Below are 18269 nucleotides of genomic sequence, written 5' to 3' on the forward strand. Positions count from 1 at the left end.
GTTTCACATTCGGTGGTGATGGAGGGTGGCGCTATCCGAGGAGGATGCGGTGGCGGAGGAGGGAGAAGCCTGCTCGGCCGTGCATCTGGCGCGCGATTCGCTGGGTCTTGGTGTAGACACCTTCGGTGGGGCCGTTGCTGTGCGGATGTGTGAGTGCGGCGTCCACGGCGTCGCGGTCTCGGTCCAGGCCCCGGGTGAAGGCGTGCAGATGGGGCAGATCGGCTGAGCGAACCTCGAGGATCCAGCGCGAGAGCCCGTCGGCGTTTCCTGCGCAAGGCGTCACGGGTTCGGCGAAGCCTCGGACAACGGCGGCCAGGGGTGCGGCCGCGATGCCGCCCAGGGTGATCGTGAGACGCGGAGAACACACCGGAGGGGTCACTCCGGTTCGGGGGTCCCGCGTACCGGGTGTGGAGGGTCAACGCGTTGCTTGCCCGCCCGCGATCTGCGGTGTTTTGCGCGACTGTCTCCCATGGGCCCGAGGTAGCGTCATTCGCACGAACGGCGCGAGAGGCTCCCTCCGCCACAAACTGTGGGTCCGGCCGGATCGATCGGAGGTGTGTTCGTGTCGGTCGACATGAGCATCCTGGACGAAGCAAAGTTGGACGAACTGCTCGGGAAGGTCGTGACCGATCTGGGCGCGGTCGCGGCGGCGCCCCTGGTCTTGCTCGGGGAGAGGCTGGGGCTCTTCCGGGCCCTCGTGGACGGCGAAGCCGTCACCCCGGGGCAGCTCGCGGAGCGCACCCGGACCACCGAGCGCAACGTCCGCGAATGGCTGTCCGCGATGGCCGCCAGCGGATACCTGACCTATGAGGGCGGTGACCGCTTCCGTATGGCACCGGAACAGAGTGCCGTCTTCGCCGACGAGAACAGCCCGGTCTTCGCGCTGGGCGGGTACCAGTCGTTCCTGTCCTGCGGCTCGGCCGAGGAACGGGAGCGGCTGGAGCGCGCCTTTCGGGACGGCCACGGCGTCGGCTGGCACGAACACCACCCGGACTTGTTCGCAGGGACGGCCCGCTTCTTCCGTCCGAGCTACGCCGCGCATCTGGTGGACGAGTGGCTGCCGGCGCTGACCGGCGTGGTGGAGAAGCTTCGCACCGGCGGCAGGGCGGCCGACGTGGGCTGTGGACTGGGCCACTCCACCGTGATGATCGGCAAGGCGTTCCCGGGCGCGCTGGTGACCGGCTTCGACAATCACGGGCCGTCCGTTGACGCGGCCCGGGAGCTGGCCGCGGAGATCGGTGTCAAGGGCCGGGTCTCGTTCGAGGTGGCCGGTGCCAAGGACTTCGGTGGCGGGCCGTACGAACTGATCGCGTTCTTCGACTGCCTGCACGACATGGGCGACCCGGTCGGCGCCTTGGCGCACAGCCGGGAGCAGCTGACCGACGGTGGCAGCATCATGCTCGTGGAGCCGTTGGCGGGCGACCGGCTGGAGGAGAACCTCACCCCGCTGGGCCGCGCGTTCTACGGCGCCTCGACCCTGATCTGCACACCGGCATCGCAGTCCCAGGAGGTCGGCCGCGCTTTGGGCGCCCAAGCGGGCGAGGAGCGCACCCGCCAGGTCGCGTGGGAGGCTGGCCTGACCTGTTTCCGCCGGGCGGCACAAACCCCGTTCAACGTCGTCTACGAGGCTCGCGTCTGACCGCGGAACGCCGGTGGCCTGCTCATGCCGAGGACATCCTGATCGGGCCGCACGCCCTGCGGCTCCTCGATCCAACCCCAGATGAATGCCTTACCTGGAGGACTCGCTAAGGGCCCCGAACGCGCCGACCTTGAGGCACATGCAGGCTGTCCGCGGCACACCGCCGAGTAATTGTCACGAGTTGTGGAAGGTGCTTCAGCCGGTCCAGGCACCTGCCCGGAGGAAGTCCGGGATGACCGCCCTCAGAGCGTGCGCGTGATCGGTGGACAAGGAGCGGACTTCTGCCACAGCGGCTTCCCTGGTAGTTGAGGCGCGCAGCACCGCGAGTGTGGCGCGTTCGGCCGTGATCTCCCTGTTCTCCCATGGCCCTGGTGGGGGGATGTCCCTGGGGTTGATGATCCGTGTTCCGGTCGGTTCCGGATGGGTCAGTGTGTCATCGATGGTCTCGTGCAGTTCCAGAGCGCCACTGCAGGCTCCCCGACCATGTTTCGCCGGGTTCTCGCCGAGATCCGCCCGCAGGGAGTAGGTGAGCACGAGCACGGATCGCAGTGCCCAGTACCCGATCTCGCCAGAGCTCTGGGCGGACATCTCCGGCACTTGGTCGAGCGTTTTAGCAAGCTCCTCCCGCTGCGCTGCGCTCGCGGCCGACCAGGCAACGTCCAAACCCTGCAAGTACAGCCGTGCCGTCCGTTCGGAGGCACAAGCATCAGCCACGGGTAGAAGTCGCTGTCCGCACCCCGTAGCGAAGAGCTGCACCTGCCAGGGCGCAAACTCGCGGAGTCCCCCGACGATCTCCCTGAAGGCGCTCATCATTCCCCTCACCACGAAAACCTTCGGTGGGAGACTCTATGCCGCTGAAGGTGTGCAGGGCCCGGTCGGACAGCACCGTGTCCATCTCCTCCGCTTGGCCGGTGTGAAGCGGCAGCAGGTCCAGCCGCCTGGTGCTGACGCCCTGGGCCACGATGGTGCTCACGCCGCGACCGTCTCGGAGCGTTCCATGAGGAGGCCGTTTTCAAAGCGGTCTCCGGCGCGGACGAGGGCGACGAGGTGGGGTGCGTTCACGGCCCGCCACCTCTGCTGGGCAGACTCGACGAGCTTGAAGACCATGACCAGGGTGGCGGTGCGGGAGCCGGCGCCGCGGGTGACCCTGGTCCGCAGCCGGACGGTGGAGAAGGTCGACTCAATGGGGTTCGTGGTCCGCAGGTGGATCCAGTGCTCGGCCGGAAAGTCGAAGAACGCCAGCAGTTGCTCCTGGTCATCGATAATCTTCTTGACGGCCCTGGGGAACTTCGCGCCGTAGAGCTTGGCGAACGTGGTGATCGCCGCCTCGGCGTGGTCGCGGTCCTCGGCGTTGTAGATGTCCTGGATGGCCTTCTTCGCGCCGGGCTGGGCGGACTTCGGCGTGGCGTGACGGGCACCCGTGCCCGCATAGCGCGGTGAAGCAGGAAGCCCCCGGAAGGGTCAGACGATCCAGGCCGGAATCCCTGGACTTTAGGCCAGGGAGCACGTCAAAGTCCCGCGATGACGAGTCCCGCGACGCCGTTGCCCAGGGCGTCGACGACCGCCGGAGTGGAAGCCGATGACGGAGGTACGACGGCCGGCCTGCCGAGCAAGGTGGGTTTTGCCCTCACCAGGGGACATGTCCGCCGTTCCGATCAAGGAATGCCAGGCCCTTGCTGTCGAGGTGTGCGAGCAACACGTCCACCAGGAGTGGGGTGCTCTCTTCCACGGAGTAGGGGGCATCGTCGCCGCCGAGTGCCGTGCGGATCCAGCCCGGGGCCATGAGCAGCAGGGAGCGGTCGGCGTCGGTCTGGCGGGCGGCATAGCTGCGCATGAACATGTTCAAGGCTGCTTTGCTACCGCGGTAGACCTCGCGCAGCCCGTTGGTGTTGTTGGTGATGCTTCCCTGTCCCGAGGACATGACGCCGATCAAACCAGTGGGCGTCACCAGGTCGTCAAGGGCTTCGATGACGCGCATGGGGCTGAGCGCGTTGGTCACCATGACGTCGATGAAATCCTGGGTGGGGACGGCCCCTATGGGGGTCATTTCGTTGTTGGTGGTGCCCGCGTTGACGAACAGGACGTCGAGTTGCACTCCGGTCAGACGCTCGTGCAGAGGCATGAGTTCCTCGGGTTTGGTGATGTCGAGGTGTTCGACGCGGACGCGTTCGGGGCGGTGGTCGGCGAGGTCGTGCAGCGGGGTGCCGGCGCTGCCGCGAACGGTGCCGATGACCGACCACCCGCGCTCGGCGAGTTCGGCCGCCATAGCACATCCGAGTCCTCGGGAGGCTCCGACGATCAGGGCGGTCCGGGTGGTGTGCTCATCAATGACGGACTGCGACATGTCGCATGTTCTCCTTGTTGTGGTGCGGCTTGAGGTGAGGGGCGCGGGGCCGGCTTCTGCTGCGCTGGTCTTGGGTCAGGGTGTGAGGGGATCGACTCCGAAGAGGGCCGCGGCGTTGGCCGAGCGGACCTTGTGCCGGTCGGCGTCGGTGGCGAAGTGCTCGAAGAACGTGTCGATCTCTGCTCGGGTGGGCTGCTGGAAGGGGTAGTCAGTAGAGAAGATCAGCCGGTCGACGGTCGTCACGGTCAGTGCATGCTGCAGCAGGGCCGGGTTGAGCATCCCCGACGTCGTCAGGAAGACGTTGGTGCGGATGTAGTCCGAGACCGACCGCCGGAGCCCGGCAAGGCGGGCGAGACTGTCGGCGCGGTCGAGCCAGAAGGGAAGCAGTTCACCCCAGTGGCCCAGCACGATCTGCAGGTCGGGATGGCGATCGAAGGTGCCGCGCAGGATGAGGCGCAGTGCCGCAGTCGCCGCCTCCACGTGCCAGCCCCAGCCGAAGGTGGCCAACCCGAGTTCCGTCGTGGGGTCGAAACCTCGGTAGGCGGCGGCACGCAGCGCGTCGGACGGGATCTGCGGGTGAATGAAGACCGGCTGACCGAGGCCGGCGGCAGCAGCGAAGAAGTCGTCGTAGGCGGGGTCGTCGAGGAACCGGTCGCCGGTGCGGCCGTAGACCATGGTGCCCACATGGCCTTGCTGTGCGGCACGTTCCAGCTCGGCGGCGACATGCCGCGGGGACGACAGCGGCATGGTCGACAGGGAGGAGAAGCGGGTCGGGTGGGTACGGGCCGCTTCGGCGGCGGTGTCATTGGCGAGGCGGCTGAGTGCAATCGCCTCCTCGGCCGGCAGGGCCTGGGTCCCCGGCGGAGTAAGGGCGAGTACGGCCAGGTCGATTCCCTGGGCGTCCATGGTGGCGATCCGGTTGGCGTCCAGGTCTTCAAGTCGCCGGCCGAGGTCACCGCGCTCGTTGAAGAGGAGACTCTCATCCGGATGGGACACGGCTTTGAGCGCGGAGGTCAGCTCCGGCAGCATCCAATGTTCTTCGATGGCGACGAGGGGCATGTTCAGTACTCCTTCTGTGTTCCGCGCGCACACGCTTGTGCGCTGACTGAGAAGTCGGGGAGCTGCCAGCGACAGAGCTTCGGCAGGCCTGGCCCTTACATGCGCAACGACGTAGTCGACCTTCGATCGTGTTGTGCGGCTCCTAGGGCGGGAGCGCGCCTCGCGAGTTACCTGTCAGATGATAGCTATCATCTGACAGGTAAAATATACTGCTGATGTGGATGAGAAACAGAAGGCCCGACTGTTCGAGCTCGCCGATCTGATCCTGGCGGTCAGTCGACACCTTCACGCAGCCAAGGCGGACCCGGCAGAGGCGTGGACGCCACTCGAAGCGGCGGTCATGCGCTTCATCGACCATCAGCCGGGCGTCACGGCGACGCAGGCGGCCGAAGCCACCCAGCTGATCTCCAGCAACTTCAGCCGGGCGCTGCGCAAACTTGAACAGAAAGGCCTGGTGCGTCGCGAAGCCGACTCGGAAGATGCCAGGCGGGTACGCCTGTATCCGACTCCGAAGGCTGCTGAAAACCTGAGGCGTCTCGAGGACGTCTGGAGCGGCCTCCTGGCCGAGGTCTTCCCTGATGCCGCTGAGGCGGACGCGACGATCGCCACGCTCCGACGCGTCGAGTCGCAACTCATCGGCCGGATCCGCGGCGGCACGCGCCCTTACTGATCAAGCCCTGTCAGCGCACGCAGTCAGCTGATGTCGTCGGTCTTCACGACGGACTTGTTAGACGAAGCGGGCGCGCACTGCGGCGCGCACCGACGCACGGTCGTACCGGCCCGCCTGGAAGCGAACGACCAGCGGGCGATCTGCGCTGCCCTCGCGGAGCACCTGGTCATCGTCCTCCTCCTCGGCCACGGCGAGCGCCAGGGCGTCACGGGCGTTGGTAAGGGTCTTGCGGTCAGTGCCGCCAGATCGCCCCTCGTAGGGCAGCCCTTCCTCCAACATCGCAGCCACCACAGACCACCCGCGGACATCACGCCTGGGCGGAGGGGGGAAGTCATGACCAGCGCAAATGAGGGGCCGAGCACAGTTTGGGCGGCGACAGAGGCGGGTGGGGGCGAAGCGGCCACCGAAAGCGCTCCATGGAGGTCTTAATTTAACTGTCTGGTAAGTTAAATCTATGCAGCGGAACACAACCTCCCGCGCCCGTCTGCTGGCCGCAGCCGAGCAGGTTTTCTACGAGCGGGGCATCGCGAACACGAACATCGACGCCGTCGCCAGAGCGGCCGGGGTGACCAAACCAACGGTGTACGCACACTTCTCCTCCAAGTCGGCCCTCGCGGCCGGAGCTCTCGAAGCACGGCAGCAACGAATCGCGGCGGACCTCGCCGCGCACTTGTCGGGTGAAGCCGCCGGAGCGCCGCGCCTGAACGCCCTGTTCACCTGGCTCACATCCTGGTACGGGCATTCAGGTCACCGCGGTTGCGCCTTCCTCAACGCGGCCGCAGAGTCCGCGGCCGACGATGTGGTGGCCGCTGCCGTACGGGCCGAGAAGCAGTGGCTCCTGGAGCTGCTGCATGACCTGTGTGAGGAGGCCGGATGCGACTCACCGGGCGAACTCGCCTCGCAACTGCTGCTCCTGATCGACGGAGTCGCCGCGAGAGTCCTCGTGCATGGGCCGGACCGGGCCACCGAGTCCACGGCAACTGCGGCGCGCGCGGCAGCAATACTCATCACGGCTGCCTCCCGGAACCATGACCAGTCTTAAGGACCGCCCGGGGCAGAGGTCGACACGGCTCGTACTGGGCTTGGCCCTGTACGGGATGAGCCTCGCGCTGCTGGTAAAAGCCGACCTCGGAACCGATCCGTGGACCGTGTTCACTCAAGGCCTCTCGCAGATCACCGGGCTCTCCCTCGGACAGACCACCATCGTCATCTCGCTGGCTCTTCTGGCCCTGTGGGGCCCACTGCGCCAGCGCCCCGGCGTAGGCACGGCAGCGAACGCAGTGCTGGTGGGCCCATTTCTGGACCTGGGGATCGCCTGGATCCCCGCGCCGGACCAGTGGGGCGTGCGTGTGGTCTTCCTTGCGATGGCCGTGGCCGGCGTCGCCATAGCCACAGGACTGTATGTCGGGGCCGGGTGGGGACCCGGACCGCGCGACGGGCTGATGACCGGGCTTACGCAACTCGGCGTACCGCTGATCGCAGCCCGGGCCGGGATCGAGGTGACAGTGCTCGTCGTCGGCTGGCTACTCGGCGGCCACGTGGGCCTGGCCACCGTGGTTTTCGCCACAGGCATCGGGCCCCTGGTCGGATACACCCTGCCGAGACTGACGCTGCGCGCAAAAGGGCACTTCGTCAACGGCGAGGACTCCGCGCAAACCTGAATGGGCATTCCGTAGGGCGACCGGCGCACAGAACAGCGGCAACTGCCGCAATGAAACGCATCTTCATAGGCCAGCAGGCGTTGCTCTGGGCCCAGGACGGTCACGGACGAGCAGGTCGCCGCAGTGGTCAGCAGAACGCTGGAGAGCACGCCGAAGGACGCCACGCACTGGTCGACGCGGGCGATGGCCAAGGAGATGGGCCTGTCGCAGTCGACCGTGTCGCGGATCTGGCGGCCTTCGGCCTGCAGCCGCACACCCACCACCGCTGGGTGATGGCCGTGGTATCGACACATCGCCCTGGCCATGCTCGCCCACGCCTTCCTGACCACCCTCGCCGCCCAGGCAGACGGTGACGCAAGGGGGGCAGCAGAAACGGATCAGCCCTCGCCCCGCTCACCGTGGCAGAGATCAGGCGCCTGCTGGACACTCTCCTGCCACATCCCCGCCCCCACCAGGGCAGACGCCACCATGCCCTGAGCTGGTCCCGCTGGCGCGGACGCCACAAAGCCACAGCCCGCGCTGCCACTATCGAAAAAGAGCCAGCTCAGGACACGAAATCTGACTGGAGTAGTACTCCTGTGTCGTTTAGCGATACGCTGTGCACTATATCGGGCCAAGCGGGCCTGTTCCTAGATGCGGGACGGCCGTGCCGCAAATGCTACGCTCTGGGCCCTGATCGGCACTGATGAAAGCGCGGATGTGACGGCGATGGAGAAGCCGGCCGGCAGTGTGCGGCCTTTGAGCAGCGCGTTGAGCACCCTTCGTGTCCTGGAGGAGGTCGCCGCTCGCCAGCCCATCGGGGTCTCCGAACTCGCACGGGTAACGGCTATGCCCAAGAGCTCTGTGCAGCGTTGCCTCGTCACTCTGCAGCAGGCGGGGTGGTTGCGGATCATCGACCCCGACCGCACCCGGTGGGGCGTGACGATGAAGGCGCTCACCATCGGACTGCGCGGTACCGGCGAGCAGGACCTGCGCGACCTCGCCCGGCCGGTGGTCAAGCGGCTCGCGGCGGAGACGGACGAGACCGTGCACTTCTCGCTGCGGGACGGCGACGACATCGTCGTCATCGCCCGCGAGGACAGCACCCACGCGGTCCGGGTGTTCGTCGAGGTCGGCAGCCGGGTGCCGTTGCGGGCGTCGTCCACGGGCCTGGCGATCCTCGCGGGGCTGGCCCCGGCGGAGGTCGACGAGGTGCTGAGGAAGCCGGTCGAGAGCTTCCCCGAGCCCATCCCGACCGCCCGCGAGCTGCGTGCGGAGATCGCCCGCACAGCCGAGCGGGGATACGCGCTCAACGGGTCCGCGTGGTTCCGTCCGCATGTGACCTCCCTCGGCGCGGCGGTGCGCAACGCGGCGGGGCGTCCTTTCGCCGGTCTGACCCTGGCGATCCCGGAGATGCGTTTCGCGCCTGCGGACGAGGCTCGGCTGGCCCGGCTGACGATGTCGGCGGCCGAGGAGCTCAGTGAGCTGATCTCCTCGGCCTGAGGAGCTCAGAAGGCCCGGTGGTACTGCCGGGGCCAGAACTCGGATCCTCGATCGCGCAGGGCCCAGTAGGGATCCCGCAACAACGCACGACCCACGAGCACGGCGTCCACGAGCCCGGGCACCGCCTCGCCGAGGCGGGTGGTTTCGCAGACCGCCCCGGACGCGGCGACGAACACCCCGGCCGTCCGGAACAGCGGGCCGTACCGGGCGTTGTGCAACGGCTCGGACAAGCGTCCGGCCTCGGGGACCAGCCCGCCGGAGGACAGGTCCACCATGTCGGCGCCGTTCGCCCCCAGTTGCTTGGCGACGAGGGTCATGTCTTCGGTGGTGAGCCCGCCCGCGAGCAGGTCCTCGGCGGGCAGTCGTACGACCAGTGGCTTGTCCTGCGGCCATCCGGAGCGCAGAGCGCGCACCATCTCCAGCGGGAACCGCAGACGGGCCTGCAGATCCCCGCCCCACTCGTCGGTGCGGCGGTTGGCCAGCGGCGACAGGAACTGGTGGAACAGATAGCCGTTGGCGCCGTGCAGTTCCAGCAGTCGGTACCCGGCGCGATGGGCGTTCCGCGACGCCCGGTCCAGGTCCTCGAGCACCCTCGTCCCGTCCGCGGACGTCATCTCGCGAGGGACGGCGAGCCCGGCGAAGGGCACCGCCGACGGGGCCAAGGGCTGCCACCCGCCATCCTCCGGTGCGACCGCGCTGCGCGTCCCGGCGTTGTCCCATGGCACGCCGTGCGAGCTCTTCCGGCCGGCGACGCCGAGCTGGAGCGCAGGCACCGACCCGGCGGTCTCGATCACCTGCACGAGCCTGCGGTGGCCGGCGACCTGTTGCTCGCTCCAGAGACCGAGGTCACGGGCGGTGGTGCGCATGTCCGGCGCGACGGCAGTGCACTCGACCATCACCATGCCGAGGCCACCCGCCGCCCGGGCGCCGTAATGGGCGAGGTGCCAGTCGGTCGGGGTGCCGTCGGCGCCCGCGGAGTACTGGCACATGGGGGAGAGCCACACCCGGTTGGGCAGCGTCACGTCCCGCAGGCGCAGCGGCGTCCACACCGTCATGCAGTCCTCCTGGCGGCCACGAGGAACTCGGCGGTCCCGGCAGGCTTCTCGAGGAGGAAGTGGTGGCTGCCCGGCTCGAGGGCAACGGCGCCGCCCATCGAGTGCCCGACGGCGACGCACCGGGCGGCCGACTCGGCGCCGAGCACCGCGGTGGCGTCTCGGGCGAACTCCGCCATCGTCCAGTCGGTGCGTGCGCTCGTGGAGTCGCCGTGCCCGGGGAGGTCCACGGAGATGACCCGGTCGCCGGGGGGCAGGAACGTGGCGACGGGGGCGAAGTCCGTCCGGCGGCATCCCGAGCCGTGGATGTACACCCAGGTGGGCCCGTCCGCCGGGCCGTCTCCGGTGTAGTGGATCGTCGTGTCCTCGGCGCGGGACACCGTGCGGACGGACTCCTCGGCGCTGATCATGGCCACCTCATCACGTGTATCGCGTTAGTGCACAGCGTATCGAATAGCGGCACATTAGGCGCGGGCTGCGGGGGTGTCAACCGTCGGCGGGGGGCATCTGCGTAACCGCCCCGAAGCGGCTCGCCGTCGCGCCGGCGCCCGGCGGGGGCGTCGCGCAGAAGCCGAGCGCCGCGAGCCGCTCGCCCGCCGCCTCGACGGCCACCCCCGCATCCGCCTCGGCGAGTTCCGGCCCCCGGCGTGCCGGACCCGGTGAGGCCGAGGGCGTCCAGGCTGCTGGGCAGACCCTCGGTGCCGTGATCGAGGGCCTGGTTGGTGGCGAGCGGGACGCCGCCGATCCCCAGGGCTCGCAACGGGTCAGCGGTCCAGGTAGGGAGCCTGATCGTCATCTCCTTCCCGGTCGGTGATCACTGTCCGCGAGCGGTGCCTCGAGATCCGCGATCGCGCCGTCGCCGATCAGGGCAGGTGCGTCGGGGGTGTGCCGTCGGCGGTCGGGCGAGGGCGGTGTCGCCGCCCAGGACGATCTTCATGTTGACGTCTTCCGTAACGGCAGGGCGGTTGACGGGGAAAGAAATCGTGCCGCAAAGTGGCATCGCTGTGCCGCAATGATGAACAGTTGCCAGTGTCCCGGAGGCGAGACCACCGATGCCACCCACCCGTTACAGCGGATACCAGTCCTTCTCCTACCTACAGGCCGGAACGGACTACGACGAGTTCGAGCCCTCACCGGACATCGACCGGCTCCCGGCGTACGACCTCGGCCTGACCGACGAGGAGACGGCACGCACCGAGCGACTGCTCGCCGAGAACGTGGTGGTTTCGCTGCACGACCACCCGGTGAAGCTGCCCCGCCACGCGCGGACCGAGCTGCTGGACTGGAGCCGCGGAGCGCGGCTGGCCTACGGCTACGAGGGGCTGAGCCGCTCCGGGCTCGACGCGGTGTTCGACAACCTGGGCTGGGGGGCGTGCGAGTCCCGCAACGGCTGGAAGTGGGACGACGTCATCACCGACCTCGGGATGCGGTTCTGCGACTTCGCCCACCAGGACTTCGTGATCCGCGCTGAGTCCGTCGACGACATCCGCCGCGCCCACGCCGAAGGGCGCCTCGCCGTCGTGGCGGGTCTGGAGGGCGCGGCCCTGATCGAGAACGAGATCGACCGGCTCGACGTCCTCTACGGGCTCGGGGTGCGGCAGATCGGAGTCACGTACAGCGACGCCAACGCTCTCGGCAGCGGCCTGCGGGAGAAGGGCGACGGCGGGCTCACCGGGCTCGGCCGCAAGGCCGTCCGCCGGATGAACCAACTCGGCATGGCCATCGACGTGTCCCACTCCGCAGACCGGACCGCGCTGGAGGTGATCGAGGCGAGCGAGCGCCCGGTCCTCATCACTCACGCCGGGGCACGGGCGGTGTGGGACACCCCGCGGATGAAGCCCGACGAGGTGATCCGCGCCTGCGCCGAGTCCGGCGGCGTCATCGGGATCGAGGCCGCCCCCTACACGACCGTGAGCACCGAGCACCGTGCCCACGGCATCGACTCCGTGATGGACCACTTCCGGTACTGCGTGGACCTGGTCGGGATCGAGCACGTCGCCTTCGGGCCGGACACCTTCTTCGGCAACCACCTCGACATGCACCACGTGATGAGCCAGAAGTGGGGCGTCGAGGACACCATCCGCTCGGGGCCCGAGTTCGAACCGGTCGAGGCGGTCGCCGGGCTGGAGAACCCGGGGGAGTGCTTCCGCAACATCACCGGTTGGTTGGTCAAGCACGGTTATCCGGACGACGAGATCGCCGCCGTGATCGGCGGCAACGTCCTGCGGGTACTGGAGAGGATCTGGTGAGCGGGCCCCTGAAGCGCAGCCGGGTCCTGCCCGCCGCGATGGTCGGTCACGGCGTCGAGTCCTACGACTTCGTCGTCTACGGCGCCTCGGCGACCATCATCGCGAAGCACTTCTTCCCAGCGGGTGATCCCACGCTCGCGATCCTGTCCTCACTCGCCGTCTACGGTCTCGCCTTCGTGGTGCGCCCGCTGGGCGCCGCGATCTTCGGCAGCATCGGCGACCGGCTCGGCCGGCGCACGGCGCTGTCGACCGTCGTGCTGATCATGGCCGTCTCCACCGCGGCGATCGCGGTGCTGCCGACGTACGGGTCGGTGGGCGTCCTCGCCCCGATCCTGCTGCTGATCTGCCGGCTGGCGCAGGGGATCTCGATGGGGGCCGAGTACACGAGTGCCGCGTCGTACGTCATGGAGCAGGCCCCACCCGGTCGACGCGGGACGTGGCTCAGCGCCGTCGGCAGCGCGACCTACGTCGGCTCGGCGTTGGCCTCCTTCGCACTGCTGGCACTGCGGCTGATCTCCCAGTCGGCCTACGAGGACTGGAGCTGGCGGCTGGCGTTCCTCGCGGGCGGGCTGATGGCGCTCGTCGGGCTCTACATGCGGCTCAAGCTGGACGAGACACAGACCTTCCAGGAGCTGGAGTCAGCGGGGGAGAGGGCGTCGCGGCCGATCCGCGACACCTTCCGCAACTGGCGGGTCTTCCTGCTGTTGTTCACGATGTTCGCCCTGCTCGCGGTCGTGGTGCACAACCTGCTCGGCTACCTCCCCACTTACCTGACGACGACCGGTGGCGTCTCCGCCGACACGGCGCTCGTCTCCGGTGGGGTGGCCCTGCTGGTGTGCGCGGTGCTGTGCCTCCCGGCCGGGATCGCCGCCGACCGGGTCGGGCGCAAACCAGTGCTGGTCGTCGGCGTCGGCGTCGCCGTCGTCGGCTCGCTGCCCGCCTACCTGATGGCGGGCGGGGACACCTTGGCGAGCACGCTGGCCACCCAGATCATCCTCGTGATCCCCGCGGCACTGGTCACGGTGGGCTCCACAGTGGTCGCGGTGGAGCTCGTCACCGCCCGGATCCGGGCCACCAGCACGGCACTGGCCTACAACGTCGCCTACGCGATCTTCGGCGGCACCGCCCCGATCCTCGGCGCACTGCTGACCAGGTGGTACGGCCGGCTCGCGCCGGGTGGGTACATCACCGCACTCGCGGTCGTCGCGCTCGTCGTCCTGGTGGTGGCGCTCCCGGAGACCCGCACACACGCGCGGGCGCAGGCCGTGGAGGAGGCGCTGCGATGACGGCGGTGAAGGACCGCCTCGCCGCCGAGTCCCTCGGCCAGACCTTCACCGACCACCCGGACAAGGCCGTCGGCTCCACGGACACGGCAGAAGTCTTTGCCCGCATGCGCGCCATCCACCCGGTATGACACCAGCGAGGAGAGAACAGTTGACCTACGACCCCGCAACCTTCGAGCCCCTGCGCTACCACAGCGCGACCGCGGCCTTCAAGGACGGCACCGACTCCCCGCGCGACTACCTCGAGCGGTGCCTGGCCACGATCACCGAGCGCGAACCCGTCGTGCGGGCCTGGGTGGTGCTCAACGAGGAAGGAGCGCGCGAGCAGGCAGACGCCAGCACCGAGCGCTGGCGCCGAGGCGAGCCACTCTCGCCCGTCGACGGCATGCCGATCGGGATCAAGGACCTGCTGGAGACCCGCGACATGCCCACCCAGATGGGCTGCGCCGCCTTCGCAGGCAACTTCCCCAAGCGCGACAACGCCGCAGTGTGGGCACTACGCCAAGCCGGCGCGGTCATCCTGGGCAAGACGGTGACCACTGAGCTGGGCGGCCCGGAGCCGAGCCCCACGACCAACCCGTTCGACCCCCGGCGCACCCCGGGCGGCTCCTCGTCGGGATCCGGCGCCGCCGTCGGCGCTCGCATGGTCCCGGCGGCGATCGCGACCCAGACCGGCGGCTCGCTGATGCGCCCGGCGAGCTTCAACGGCGTCTGGGGACTCAAACCCTCCCAGGGCGCCATCAACCGCGGCGAGCGCCAGACCGCCAGCATGACCACCCACGGCGTGCACGCCGGATCCGCGCAGGACATGTGGCTGGTCGCCGTCGCCATCGCTTCACGCGCGGGCGGCGACCCGGGCAGACCCGCCCTCCACGGCCCTGCCACGCCCCCACCCGCCCGGGTGCCCGGCACGATCGCACTGATCGAGACCGAGGCCTGGGGGCGGCTGGAACCGTCGAGTCTGCGCGCATTCGAACAGGTCGTCGCCCAGGTCGAGGCCGCAGGCGTGACGGTGCTGCGCCGCAGCGACGACGCCGTGGTCGAGCGCTTCGAACAGGCCCTGGTCGGGGCGACAGAGATCGGCAGCGGAATCCTCGCCTGGGAGCACGCGTGGGCGTTCCGCGACCTCGCGGCGGATCGCCCCGATGACTTCAGCGACCGGGTCAAGCGATTCTTCTTCGACACCGCCGCGCGGCTTGGGGCCGAAGGCTACGAGGAGGCGCTCCGCGCGCGTGCCGATCTCACAGCCGCCTACGCGCTGCTGGGCGCCCGTGCCGATGCCGTCCTGCTCCCCACCTCGAGCGGGCCGGCGCCGATCTGGTCCGGGGACGTGCCCGGCGAACCACCGGTCCGCTGGCCCACCGGGGATCCCGGCTTCAACTTCCCGAGCTCGCTCCTGGGCGCACCCGCGGTGAACGTGCCGCTCATGGCCGTCGACGGCCTGCCCTTCGGCCTGCAGGTCATGGGCCAACCCGGCACGGACGCCCGCACCGTCGCGATCGCCCGCTGGATGGGGGAGGACCTCAAGCCGGTCAGCATGTGAGCAGTGCCGCTGCGTCCGAACAGATGCGTAGTCGTGCTGCCGGGGGCGGCCTCGGCTCCTGACCGCCGGCGAGCGGATCGCCGATGCCCCGCCACAGGTGCCGAAGTGCATCGGAGCGCGTCCTGGTCCGCTGCCTTCCAAGCGGCTGCGCCTGCCGAGTCGACGTCACCTTGCGGCGTGGTGCGGCACATTCAGTGGAGCGCTCAGCAGCGGTTCGCGGCACGGCGCAGCAGCGGGGTGAGGCGGTGCGGCACGAGTTCGCGCATGGCCAGGGCCGTGGTGGTGCGTTCGATGCCGGGAACGGCGAGGATCTGCCCCGCGACGCGGTACAGGTCCTCCGCGTCCGCGGCGACGACCCGTACGAGCAGGTCGGTCTCCCCGCTGAGCCCGAAGACCTCCACGACCTCCGCGATGCCTGCCAGAGCCTGGGACACCTCGGCCAGCTGATGCTGATTGACCTGCGCGGTGACGAACGCGGTCAGCGGGTGGCCCAGCGCTTTCGGGGTGATCCGGCGTTCGAAGGAGCCCAGCGCGCCGCTCTGCTCCATCCTGGCCACCCGGGCCTGGACGGTGTTGCGGGACAGCCCCAGCTGCTCGGCCAAGGCGACGACGGTGGCCCGCGGATCGGCCGCCAGGGCGAGCAGGATCCGGGCGTCGGTGGCATCGATGGTCCGTTCACTGTTCATGATGCTCGGTCGGCGCCTCTCATACGCTTCGAAATTTGAGCAGAATGCTCAGCTATAGGAGTACATATAGTGCATCCGGAGATCCATCCGTCTACTGATGGAGCACAACGTCAATTTCTTCAGAGCATGGTGCATCGCGGAGGTGGTCCTGTGACGATCGCGGAAACAAGGCCGGCCAACGGCAATGACCCGGTCCTTGACCGGGAGGAGGAACTCGCTCTGCTGGAGGCGGTCGAACAGCGGGTGCTGTGGCTGTCCACCGCGATCATCGACCATGCCAACCGGGTGCGACCGAACCCCTCGGGGCTGAAGGTCGGTGGCCACCAGGCGTCCAGCGCCTCGATGACCTCGATCATGACGGCCCTGTGGTTCCACGCGCTGACCGCAAACGACCGGGTGTCGGTCAAGCCCCATGCCTCACCGGTGCTGCATGCGATCAACTACCTGCTGGGCGAGCTGGACGCGTCTTACCTGACCACCCTGCGCGCCTTCCGGGGCCTGCAAAGCTATCCCAGCCGGTCCAAGGATCCCGACCCGGTCGACTACTCCACGGGCTCGGTCGGTATCGGCGCCACCGCCCCTGTGTGGGGTGCCCTCGCACGCCGCTACGTGGAGGGCCACTTCGGCGGCGCCGGTACGGGACGCCAGTACTCCCTGCTGGGCGACGCGGAGCTGGACGAGGGCGCGATCTGGGAAGCGATTCAGGACCCGATGGTGCCGGGCCTGGGTGAGGTGGTGTGGGTCGTCGACCTGAACCGGCAGTCCCTGGACCGAGTCGTCCCCGGTATCGCCGCGGACAAGCTGCAGGGCATGTTCGCCGCGGCCGGCTGGCAGGTGATCACCCTCAAGTACGGGCATCTCCTGCAGGAGTTGTTCACCCGGCCGGGCGGCCAGGCCCTGCGCGCCCGTATCGACGCCATGGGCAACCCCGAATACCAGCGCCTGCTGCGCTGCTCCGCCGACGAGCTACGCGAACGCCTGCCCGGCGCCGGCTCCACGGGCGGACCGATCGCCGCCCTCATCGAGCCCCTGGACGATGCCTCGCTGCTGTCGGCGCTGCGCAACCTGGGCGGCCATGACATCGGGGCGCTGATGGACGCGTTCGACGGCGTCGACGACACCCGCCCGACTGTGATCTTCGCGTACACGGTCAAGGGGTACGGGCTGCCCACCGAGGGCCACCCCCAAAACCACTCCTCGCTGCTGACCGCCGACCAGATGAGGACACTGGCCGACCGTCTGGGAACGGATCTCGACCGCCCCTGGGAGGCCTTCGCCGACGGATCGCCGGAAGCAGCCGTGTGCGCGGCGGCTGCCAGGCGGCTGCACCGCCCCGAACACGTATCGGAGCAGCCCCCCGAGGTCCCCGCCGACCTCGCCCGACCGGCACCGACCGGCACCGGCAACACTCAGCAGGCCCTCGGACGCGTCCTTCTGGACCTCACCCGGCGGGCACCGGAGGCAGCGGGCCGGATCGTCACCGTCAGCCCGGACGTCAGCTCCTCCACCAACCTCGGCGGCTGGCTCAACAAAGTCGGCGTGTGGTCACCGACCGAACGCACCGACTGGTTCGCCGATGACGCCGAGACCATTCTGCACTGGCGGGAGCGGCCGACCGGTCAGCATGTGGAGCTGGGCATCGCGGAGACCAACCTCGTCAGCCTGCTCGGCGAGCTGGGCGCCACCTGGAGCCGCTGGGGCCAGCCGCTGCTGCCGATCGGCGTCGTCTACGACCCCTTCGTCAACCGGGCTCTGGAGCCGTGGTCGTTCGGCATTTACGCCGGCGGCCAGTCGATCCTGGTCGGCACCCCGTCTGGCGTCACGCTCGCCCCGGAGGGCGGCGCGCACCAGTCGATCACCACACCCTCGCTGGGCATCGAGCAGCCCGGCTGCGTCACCTATGAGCCCGCGTTCGCGATCGACACCGAATGGTGCCTGCTGGCCGCGCTCGGCAACCTCGGCCGGCCGGACGGGAATTCGACCTACCTGCGGCTGTCCACCCGGCCCGTCGACCAGTCCGCGGCCGCCGTGCCCAGCGACCCGGCCGCCCGCGAACGCCGCCGCCGACACGTGACAGCCGGGGCCTATCGGCTGCGGCAGCGCGAGAAGCCCGTGGTGACCCTCGCCGCGATGGGCGCGCTGGTCCCCGAGGCCCTGGCCGCCGCCGACCGGCTCGCCGCCCTCGGCCACGCCGCGGACGTGGTGAGCGTGACCAGCCCGGACCTGCTCTTCCGAGCACTTCAGGCCCGCCGCGGCCTGTCGGAGGACCCGACCTGGATCCTCGACCAGGTCTTCCCCGCCGACCGAGCCACGCCCCTCGTGACCGTCCTGGACGGCCACCCCCACACTCTCGCCTTCCTCGGCACGATCCAGAACACGCCCACCACCACCCTCGGCGTGACCCGGTTCGGACAGTCGGGGTCGATCGAGGACGTCTACCGCTACCACGGCATCGACACCGACAGCATCGTCGCCGCCGCGCTGGACCTCGTCGACTGAAAGAGATCCTTCACATGCCTCTGAACGAACCTGACGGCGGTGGGGGAAAGGCCACGCCCGCGTCTCCGCACCCGATCCCCTCCCGCCCCTGAGTTCCGTCCG

At 69.1% G+C, this 18269-nt stretch carries 17 protein-coding genes and 4 pseudogenes; 12 read left to right on the forward strand and 9 right to left on the reverse strand.

Annotated features, from left to right (window positions below; translation table 11 throughout):
- Positions 1 to 31: 31 nt before the first annotated feature.
- Positions 32 to 316: pseudogene (locus tag IE318_RS35660) on the reverse strand (transposase); the annotation flags it as partial.
- A 246-nt stretch (positions 317 to 562) separates the two neighbouring features.
- On the opposite strand from IE318_RS35660, the gene IE318_RS35665 reads away from it, so the two are divergent.
- Positions 563 to 1639: a methyltransferase domain-containing protein gene (locus tag IE318_RS35665; protein WP_229903967.1), complete on the forward strand. Its 1077-nt coding sequence runs from the start codon at positions 563 to 565 to the stop codon at positions 1637 to 1639.
- Positions 1640 to 1834: 195 nt separating this feature from the next.
- Here the strand turns inward: IE318_RS35665 and IE318_RS35670 are convergent, their stop codons facing one another.
- From IE318_RS35670 to IE318_RS35685, 4 genes and pseudogenes are all read right to left on the reverse strand, one after another.
- On the reverse strand, positions 1835 to 2452 hold the full coding sequence (locus tag IE318_RS35670) for a hypothetical protein (protein ID WP_189907010.1): 618 nt from the start codon (positions 2450 to 2452) through the stop codon (positions 1835 to 1837).
- A 156-nt stretch (positions 2453 to 2608) separates the two neighbouring features.
- A pseudogene (locus tag IE318_RS35675) lies at positions 2609 to 3046 on the reverse strand (transposase); the annotation flags it as partial.
- A 220-nt stretch (positions 3047 to 3266) separates the two neighbouring features.
- Entirely contained in the window at positions 3267 to 3983 is a 717-nt protein-coding gene (locus IE318_RS35680; RefSeq protein ID WP_189907012.1) for an SDR family NAD(P)-dependent oxidoreductase, read from the reverse strand.
- A gap of 75 nt (positions 3984 to 4058) precedes the next feature.
- Positions 4059 to 5042 (reverse strand): amidohydrolase family protein, encoded by a 984-nt coding sequence (locus IE318_RS35685; protein ID WP_189907014.1) that lies wholly within the window; start codon positions 5040 to 5042, stop codon positions 4059 to 4061.
- A 217-nt stretch (positions 5043 to 5259) separates the two neighbouring features.
- On the opposite strand from IE318_RS35685, the gene IE318_RS35690 reads away from it, so the two are divergent.
- Entirely contained in the window at positions 5260 to 5712 is a 453-nt protein-coding gene (locus IE318_RS35690; protein WP_189907016.1) for a MarR family winged helix-turn-helix transcriptional regulator, read from the forward strand.
- 57 nt (positions 5713 to 5769) lie between these two features.
- Here IE318_RS35690 and IE318_RS35695 read toward each other — a convergent pair whose 3' ends face one another.
- On the reverse strand, positions 5770 to 5991 hold the full coding sequence (locus tag IE318_RS35695; protein ID WP_189907071.1) for a hypothetical protein: 222 nt from the start codon (positions 5989 to 5991) through the stop codon (positions 5770 to 5772).
- A 175-nt stretch (positions 5992 to 6166) separates the two neighbouring features.
- Here IE318_RS35695 and IE318_RS35700 point away from each other — a divergent pair, with 175 nt between their 5' ends.
- The 5 genes and pseudogenes from IE318_RS35700 (at position 6167) to IE318_RS35715 (ending at position 8855) form a co-directional block, all read left to right on the forward strand.
- Positions 6167 to 6754, forward strand: coding sequence for a TetR/AcrR family transcriptional regulator (locus tag IE318_RS35700; protein WP_189907017.1), 588 nt, complete (start codon positions 6167 to 6169; stop codon positions 6752 to 6754).
- On the forward strand, positions 6741 to 7373 hold the full coding sequence (yczE, locus tag IE318_RS35705; RefSeq protein WP_444546220.1) for a membrane protein YczE: 633 nt from the start codon (positions 6741 to 6743) through the stop codon (positions 7371 to 7373). The genes IE318_RS35700 and yczE overlap by 14 nt, the downstream gene beginning before the upstream one ends.
- A 78-nt stretch (positions 7374 to 7451) precedes the next feature.
- Positions 7452 to 7627, forward strand: a pseudogene (locus IE318_RS35710) (IS630 family transposase); the annotation flags it as partial.
- A 25-nt stretch (positions 7628 to 7652) separates the two neighbouring features.
- A pseudogene (locus tag IE318_RS46895) lies at positions 7653 to 7850 on the forward strand (IS701 family transposase); the annotation flags it as partial.
- A 231-nt stretch (positions 7851 to 8081) separates the two neighbouring features.
- Positions 8082 to 8855 carry an IclR family transcriptional regulator gene (locus IE318_RS35715; RefSeq protein WP_189907021.1) on the forward strand — a complete coding sequence of 258 codons (774 nt, stop codon included), beginning with the start codon at positions 8082 to 8084 and terminating at the stop codon, positions 8853 to 8855.
- A 5-nt stretch (positions 8856 to 8860) separates the two neighbouring features.
- Here the strand turns inward: IE318_RS35715 and IE318_RS35720 are convergent, their stop codons facing one another.
- Complete coding sequence (locus tag IE318_RS35720) at positions 8861 to 9910, reverse strand: oxidoreductase (RefSeq protein ID WP_189907023.1); 1050 nt, start codon at positions 9908 to 9910, stop codon at positions 8861 to 8863.
- On the reverse strand, positions 9907 to 10317 hold the full coding sequence (locus IE318_RS35725; RefSeq protein ID WP_229903969.1) for an alpha/beta fold hydrolase: 411 nt from the start codon (positions 10315 to 10317) through the stop codon (positions 9907 to 9909). The genes IE318_RS35720 and IE318_RS35725 overlap by 4 nt, the downstream gene beginning before the upstream one ends.
- Before the next feature lie 642 nt (positions 10318 to 10959).
- On the opposite strand from IE318_RS35725, the gene IE318_RS35730 reads away from it, so the two are divergent.
- From IE318_RS35730 to IE318_RS35740, 4 genes are read left to right on the forward strand one after another with little or no spacing between them, the layout of a single operon-like run.
- The gene (locus IE318_RS35730; RefSeq protein ID WP_189907028.1) at positions 10960 to 12156 is read left to right on the forward strand and encodes a dipeptidase; all 1197 of its coding nucleotides are present in this window, start codon (positions 10960 to 10962) and stop codon (positions 12154 to 12156) included.
- Positions 12153 to 13442: an MFS transporter gene (locus IE318_RS35735; protein ID WP_189907030.1), complete on the forward strand. Its 1290-nt coding sequence runs from the start codon at positions 12153 to 12155 to the stop codon at positions 13440 to 13442. Before IE318_RS35730 ends, IE318_RS35735 begins: the two co-directional genes overlap by 4 nt.
- Positions 13439 to 13570, forward strand: a complete 132-nt coding sequence (locus IE318_RS46205) for a hypothetical protein (protein ID WP_268256768.1) — start codon at positions 13439 to 13441, stop codon at positions 13568 to 13570. The genes IE318_RS35735 and IE318_RS46205 overlap by 4 nt, the downstream gene beginning before the upstream one ends.
- 20 nt (positions 13571 to 13590) lie before the next feature.
- Complete coding sequence (locus IE318_RS35740) at positions 13591 to 14982, forward strand: amidase (RefSeq protein WP_189907032.1); 1392 nt, start codon at positions 13591 to 13593, stop codon at positions 14980 to 14982.
- Between the two features lie 203 nt (positions 14983 to 15185).
- Here the strand turns inward: IE318_RS35740 and IE318_RS35745 are convergent, their stop codons facing one another.
- Positions 15186 to 15668: an Lrp/AsnC family transcriptional regulator gene (locus IE318_RS35745; protein WP_189907033.1), complete on the reverse strand. Its 483-nt coding sequence runs from the start codon at positions 15666 to 15668 to the stop codon at positions 15186 to 15188.
- Between the two features lie 219 nt (positions 15669 to 15887).
- Here IE318_RS35745 and IE318_RS35750 point away from each other — a divergent pair, with 219 nt between their 5' ends.
- Positions 15888 to 18167 carry a thiamine pyrophosphate-binding protein gene (locus tag IE318_RS35750; RefSeq protein WP_189907065.1) on the forward strand — a complete coding sequence of 760 codons (2280 nt, stop codon included), beginning with the start codon at positions 15888 to 15890 and terminating at the stop codon, positions 18165 to 18167.
- Positions 18168 to 18269: the final 102 nt, after the last annotated feature.

It is taken from the genome of Streptomyces spiralis (assembly GCF_014654675.1).
Classification (GTDB): Bacteria; Actinomycetota; Actinomycetes; order Streptomycetales; family Streptomycetaceae; genus Streptomyces; species Streptomyces spiralis.